3 protein-coding genes are annotated in these 6,385 nt (G+C 57.1%); 1 reads left to right on the top strand and 2 read right to left on the bottom strand.

Annotated elements, in window-relative coordinates; genetic code table 11:
• Positions 1 to 3,140 (bottom strand): PepSY domain-containing protein (locus KJ970_09670; protein ID MBU2691187.1); only part of this gene is annotated, 3,140 nt, incomplete at its 3' end.
• Between the two features lie 532 nt (positions 3,141 to 3,672).
• The gene (locus KJ970_09665; GenBank protein MBU2691186.1) at positions 3,673 to 4,371 is read right to left on the bottom strand and encodes a hypothetical protein; all 699 of its coding nucleotides are present in this window, start codon (positions 4,369 to 4,371) and stop codon (positions 3,673 to 3,675) included.
• Between the two features lie 157 nt (positions 4,372 to 4,528).
• Between KJ970_09665 and KJ970_09660 the strand changes: the two genes are divergently transcribed.
• Positions 4,529 to 6,358 (top strand): BamA/TamA family outer membrane protein, encoded by a 1,830-nt coding sequence (locus tag KJ970_09660; protein MBU2691185.1) that lies wholly within the window; start codon positions 4,529 to 4,531, stop codon positions 6,356 to 6,358.
• Positions 6,359 to 6,385: the final 27 nt, after the last annotated feature.

Here is a 6,385-nt window from a genome sequence, read left to right as displayed (position 1 = left end):
TCCGGATAGGTCGACCCGCCGTCGATCGAGAGCAATACGATCGTTCCCGTGACAGCGATATTATCGCTGGAGGTCCAGGAGATCGTATAAGCGCTCAACGCGTCGATCTCTTCTCCGCCGTTCGGCGCGACGACGGTTACTTCCGGCGCTGTCCCATCATGCGGGATGATGCGGAAGTCGGCGTCGGAGATGTCACTGCCCTCGTTCGACTCGGCGTCGACGCAGACGACTCTGATGCGGCAGTCCGGCTCATCGACATCGGGCACCGCCCACTCGAAGCTCGTCTCGCCGGCCAAGGTCGCCAGCGTGTCCGGATAGGTCGACCCGCCGTCGGTCGAGAGCAACACGATCGTTCCCGTGACAGCGATATTATCGCTGGAGGTCCAGGTGATCGTATAAGCGCTCAGCGCGTTGATCTCTTCTCCGCCGTTCGGCGCGACGACGGTTACTTCCGGCGGCTCCGTATCGGAAACCGCGCCCCCGCAGCTACTGATCATGAAATCGTCAACTCCCGCCTCGACGATGGAGCCGGTACCCTCATCGCTGGCGATAAACCGGAACTGCACCTGATGGTTGAGGTTCACGAGGCTGCCCAGATCAAATTGCATCTGGAGCCAGCTGCGGTTCGTCACATTTGTATTTTCGAGCGTCGCCCAAGTCGACCATCCGTCATCGGTGACCTGGACAACCCAGTAGTCCTCGCCGGCTCCCGAGCCGGTGTCATTGGAATACCAGCGGTAGTAACTCGCGGTGGCGCTCGAGTAAGAAGATAAATCGAAGACGGGAGACATCAGCGTGGTCTTGCCGCCGTCGATGTCATAGCTGCCTTGGCCTGAACCCGCGGCGCATTGTGTAATGTAGGCGCTCACACCCGGTGCCGGCGTGTGATCATTTTCAGGCTGCGCCGTCGTGCCCTGGGGATCGCAACGCTCCCAAACACCTGTCGTGGCATCATCACCCGTATCACCGACGCTCCATCCGAGGTTCGTTTCAAAATCATCCTCAAAGACGGTTGTAATCTCCCCCACATAGAAGCCGTGGAGTGACACGGGGGCGTTGGACGGATGGGTCGCGGAGAAAGCATTGTCATCCTCGCCGTAAATATAATACTCAACGAATGTACAAGCAGCCTGGGCCGGGATGTAGCCGGCAAAGTCGTCACCGCCCACATTCGTCATACCCACATTTGAGAAGGAGCCGCCATCGACCCTGTAGGTGACACGGCAGGCGCTCTCATTAATCGGTGAGGAGGAGGATATATTCGCGGTGATCAGTGTGGGATCTGTGGTGCTTGTCTGCTCTGTGACGGGTGTGTGCACAATAGAAATCGGGCTGATAATCTCAGGACAGTCAAAGCCGTGGTTGGTCGCGCCAACACAAAGATAGGCGTGATGCGGTGTCCCGTTGTCGAGATTGCCGTCATCATCATCGGCCACGAAGGTCCAATAGATCTGGTCAGGCATATTATGCGGCAGGCCGAGCATTCGCGCGAAATGCCAATCGTGGGCAATCACATCATCGGCATATTCCCAGGGGAAGGCGTCCATAAGAGCCTGCCAGGAATCCCATATAAAGCCGGAGATGATCTGCCCATCGGTGTGACCCGCTCCGGTCAGATCATCCGGATAGATCAGCGAGTTCTCAGCATTGCGGATGCCCGAGGTGCAGTTGTTCAAATAAAAGCCAAGCCCGAGCCGGGGCTCCCTTGTCAGTAGAAGAGCCGCCACATCCGAGTTCCCCTCATGCAGATCGCTCGGGGGATCGTTCGGGTTGTAGATCTCATGGGTTATACCGTGGCCATACTCATGGTAGGCCACATCTCCCAGCCGGCCGGTATTGCCATAGCTGCTGGATTCAGAACAGAAGTTGACGCCGTAGTAGTCGTACCAGGCATTTCCAGGGCAGTAGCCATCGGTTCGCTCAACCGAACAGGGTACCTCGTAATCCATGCCGGTAAAAGAGGGATCCACCTCATTGAGCCAACTATGCTCATGGTTGAGATAGGCAAAGCAGTCCCGCTCGCTTGGAAGGGAGTTTGAGTTTGACCAGTCAATGGTTAAAGAGTTCCCGGGTGTGATGGAGCCGCTGAATTGCGCGTTTGTTCCTGTATAGCGGTCCACATTGAGCCACTGGCTGAGGAACCGGGCCGTGGCGGTTCTGGTGTCGGTTCCACCGTACGAAAGGGTGAAGTCTCCGTTTGTATCAGAAATCGTCGATCCGACACCGGAGATATTGACTATCATCTCCTCGACCGGGTAGTTATTTGTGTAACCATCGCAATAGCCGTCCCACTCCACATCGCCCTGAATGTGGCCGGTGTAATCAAGCGTGCGGATCAGACTCTCCCGCCAGAGAATCTCGCCGCTTTGGGCGTCCACATAGGTGGACCAGTGGCTGCGCGGGTCTATCACAAATAGATCAAGTCTATAGGCAAGCCGGTAGTTGAGCTCGAGAAGCTCGCCGGCATCCTCCCGCACGGGCAGAATGACCAGCTCATGGTGGGTGACAATGTCGGTGCCATCCAAGAAACCGATATCGCGGCTTGCGATGGAGATCGCCTCGGCTTCAGACAGAATCGGGGTCGCGCCTCCCATCCTATCAAGGACATTGGGGTAAACATCGGAGCCCATGGCGAAAATCCGGCCCGACTCGGTGAAGACGACATGAGCCCGCCCGCCGACGACTCGAACGCCATTGACGACCTGGTCGAAATGAACAACCCACTTGCCGACACCGTTCCGGATCTCAGCCGTTTTCAATGCATCCAATCCCGCGCCGAAGATATCCGGATTGGCGGCAACGAAAGTCTGAGCGGCTTGTTCCGCATCCATGCTCGTGCTGATGGACCCGGCGAATTGGAATCCGGATCCATAAATCGTATGAAAACCGCCGGTGATCGCATTCCGGTTAAACCGCCAATTCCCTCCATACCGTTCGGTTAAGGCGCTGAGCGCGGAGCTCTTTTCCAGGCTGGATTTCTCGGTGGGCTGGATTAAGAGCCCTCCCTCCTCCACCCAACCGAGTCGAGAAATCTGAAGGGGTGCTTCATCAACTTCAACAAAGGCGTAGGAGGCCGTCCCGCCGGCCAGTAGAAGGGCCAGCGGCAGGAGCATCAATGAAATGTGTCGAGCTTTGCGCATCCTTTTATCCTTTCCAAACTGCTACCGGTCTAAACTGATACCGGAAGAGACATGTTGGCCGGGAAAGGTCCCGGGGACCGCCCAGATGAGTGTCGAATCCCAGCAGCGCATTAAAAATGTCCATCGAATCGATCTGCGCCGGAAGGAAAAATGCTATCCTACAGAACATATTGATTTTATCACATTTCTCCTTGAAAAACAATGACTCGCCGGCATTTTGGGGATGCGCTGCGGAGACTGGAATGCCCTGTGCGGAAGGGTTGTGCTCAATCAATAGTGTGGAAAAGACCCCAACCCTTATCCATTCACGATCCAAAGGAAGATAATGTTTACGCGGGATTTCCCTAATCATTGGCTGGTGAGGAATGTGTTTTGAGTATCGGGCATGATAGCCGGCGTTGCATCAAGAAAGGAGCTGTGGCCTTCAACCTATCATCATCATCCAGTTTTGTGAAAGTCTCCATCCTGGATGTTTCTGAACGGTCGGTCGATGACGCAGTTCCACCCCATAGAACCCACGACAGCGTGCGCATCACCCGCCAAAACGGTAGGCGAGACCGGCGCTTAATCCGCCCGCCCTATATCTTCCGCTGCCGCCCGGCAGGTCGAGGTCGTCGCCCGCGAAGTAGCGGAACTGCGCCAGCAGGCTCTCCAGCGACGTGCTGAGCTGGACTTGAACATCCGAGAAATCGTATGTGTCCCAAACCGACCAGACAATCATCGGGCCCGCCCAGATATCCCATTTCTTGGCCGCCACGAGGTGATAGTTAACGCCGACCGTAACAGCTAAATTCCCGAGTTGGTCTTCTACAATCAGATCATCCGGCACCGTCATCCCTGACCCCAACGGGTCCAACAGACGGAGCAGATCGCACTCGGCATCGGTCAGTAGCCCCCCGCACATCTTCACGCCACCCTGCACCGTGGCCGCCTCCGGCAAGTAGATCAGATTGACCTCGAGTCCGTAGCGCCCGACGCTCAGCTCTCCCCCGGCCAGAATGCCGGTGGGATCCTCAAAGATCACATCGGCGCTGACAGGAAGGGTCGCGCTGATAGGTCCGATGGTCGGGATATCGTAAATGCTGATATCCGCATCGATTTGGCCACTGACCCGATCATCTCCAACCGACCACCCAAGGGCCGGTTGGATCCAAACGAGGCCTCGCACCCGATTTGACGGATCCGCAATCGATGTATCGGGCCAGAAAACGACGCTGATAACCCATGCCATTAATACTATCCCTATTCTGTTCATGATCGTCTACGGCTCCTCATTGAAGCGGCTCCGCGTCAAGATGGCTTTATCTCTCCGTCCTGAGGGCATACTCTTACAAAATGAGTGAACGAATCTCCTCTCAACGGGTATCGCGCGTCCGAAAGCCATGATAATGACGGAACGTCCGGGAAGACACACCATTCTCCGTGGAGCCGCCGCTCTTCTGGCCACGGTTCTGGCCTGCCTCTGCTCTCACGGGGCGGCGCAGGCGGGCGATGATCCGTCGGCCTACAAGGGTTGGTTCGTATCGTCTTTGGACATCCGCGGCGTGGACCCGGCTCTCGTCGGCGGCCTGGAGAAGGGGCTCGCCTTGACGCCCCGCCGACAACTCCTGAAAACACGCAGGCCAACCTTCTACCCCACAATCCTGCAGGAAGATCTTGAGAGAGCCCGGCTCTACTTGGCGCGTCATGGATATCCGCAGGCTCGTGTGACGGCATCCTTCGAACCCGAAGTAAAGAAAAGCAGGGTGAGGGTTATTCTAGAGGCGCAAGCGGGTCCGCGTATCCTGATCCATGACATTGTCGTGACCGGAGTTCCCGCAGCGCTCGAGCGCGCCGCCACCGCCTCCCTTGGCTTAACCAAGGGATCGCCTTTCTCAGATGCGCCCGTGCAGCAGGCGGCAAGGTCCATCGAACTGGCCTTGCAAAGAGCCGGTTACGCCTCGGTCAAGGTCGAATCCCTGATCACTCCCCTCGACACAACACGGGTCGATTTGCAGTTTAATGTACAACCAGGGCCCAAGAGTTTCTTCGGAGATATCCTGATCGACGGCGCTCGTGAGGATCTTAAAGCCCTTGTCGGCAAGTCCATCGACATTCAACCGGGCGAAATCTATTCTCCGACCCGGCTTCACATGGCCGAGGAGAACCTGCGGCTCCTGGAACTCTTTCGACGCGTCCGGGTGGCGGCCGCTCCCTCAACCTCTGATCGCTTGAATGTACAAGCTGATCTTGTGGAGAGAGACATGATCTATGCCGAAGCGGGGATCGGCTTCTGGACCGATGATTATCTTCGGGGATACAGCCGATGGGGGCACCGGAATCTCTTTAAAAAGGGCCGAGGAGCGGAACTGAGGGGAGCGGCCTCACGTTTCAAACAGAGCGTGGGGGCATCAACCTGGTGGCCGGCGCTTCTCGGATCTCAAACCCGGGGAATCCTCAATGCCTCGTTGAATCGGGAGCGCGAAGAGAGCTACAACCTGCTGGGTGTCCAAGGTGAATTTGCCATCCGATACCGGTTCTCAGCGATGACGGCGGCCAGACTCGGAGTGGCGGTGTCGCGTATTAATGTAGAAGCCAAGATCCCCGATGAGGATCCCTCTGTAGAAGGCGCCGGACTCCTGAGCATTATTTCCCTCGGATGGAACCGGGAGGCGATCGACACCCGCTTCTACCCAACCCGCGGCACGATCAGCGGGATCAATATCGAATGGGGACTGCCGGGGGCGGTGTCGGAGAACCATTATATTCTTGGCCTGGCTTCTGCGTCTTCTTATGTCAGTCTCCTGAGCGGAGTCGTCCTGGCGACAAAGATCGTATGGGGACTCGGGGCGCCCACGAGTGGTTCTAAGGTTCTTCTCCCCAACAAGCGGTTCTACGCTGGTGGAGCCACATCGATGCGCGGTTTCAAACGCCGACAGCTGGGCCCCGTCGATGAGAGTGGAACGCCCCTGGGTGGGGAGGAAAAAATCGAAGCGGCGGCGGAAATCCGCTTTCCCCTCATCTGGCGCTTCAAGGGGGCGCTCTTTGTTGACTCCGGGCAGGTTTGGCAGCGCAGGCAAGAGGCATCCCTCGATGATCTGGAAATCGCCGTAGGCCCGGCCATTATGGTTCAGACTCCGGTTGGCCCCATTCGACTCGATATCGGCAGGAGGCTGACGGATAAGGTCCCCATGCAGCCCAAGACGGTCATCCATATCAGTATTGGAAACCCCTTCTAGTGGCAGCCCATGACATGAAATGAGCAG

The sequence above is a fragment of the Candidatus Eisenbacteria bacterium genome (assembly GCA_018831195.1).
Lineage (GTDB): Bacteria > Eisenbacteria > RBG-16-71-46 > CAIMUX01 > JAHJDP01 > JAHJDP01.
The sequence above is the reverse complement of the archived record's forward strand: the minus strand, read 5'-3'. Positions and strand labels throughout refer to the sequence as shown.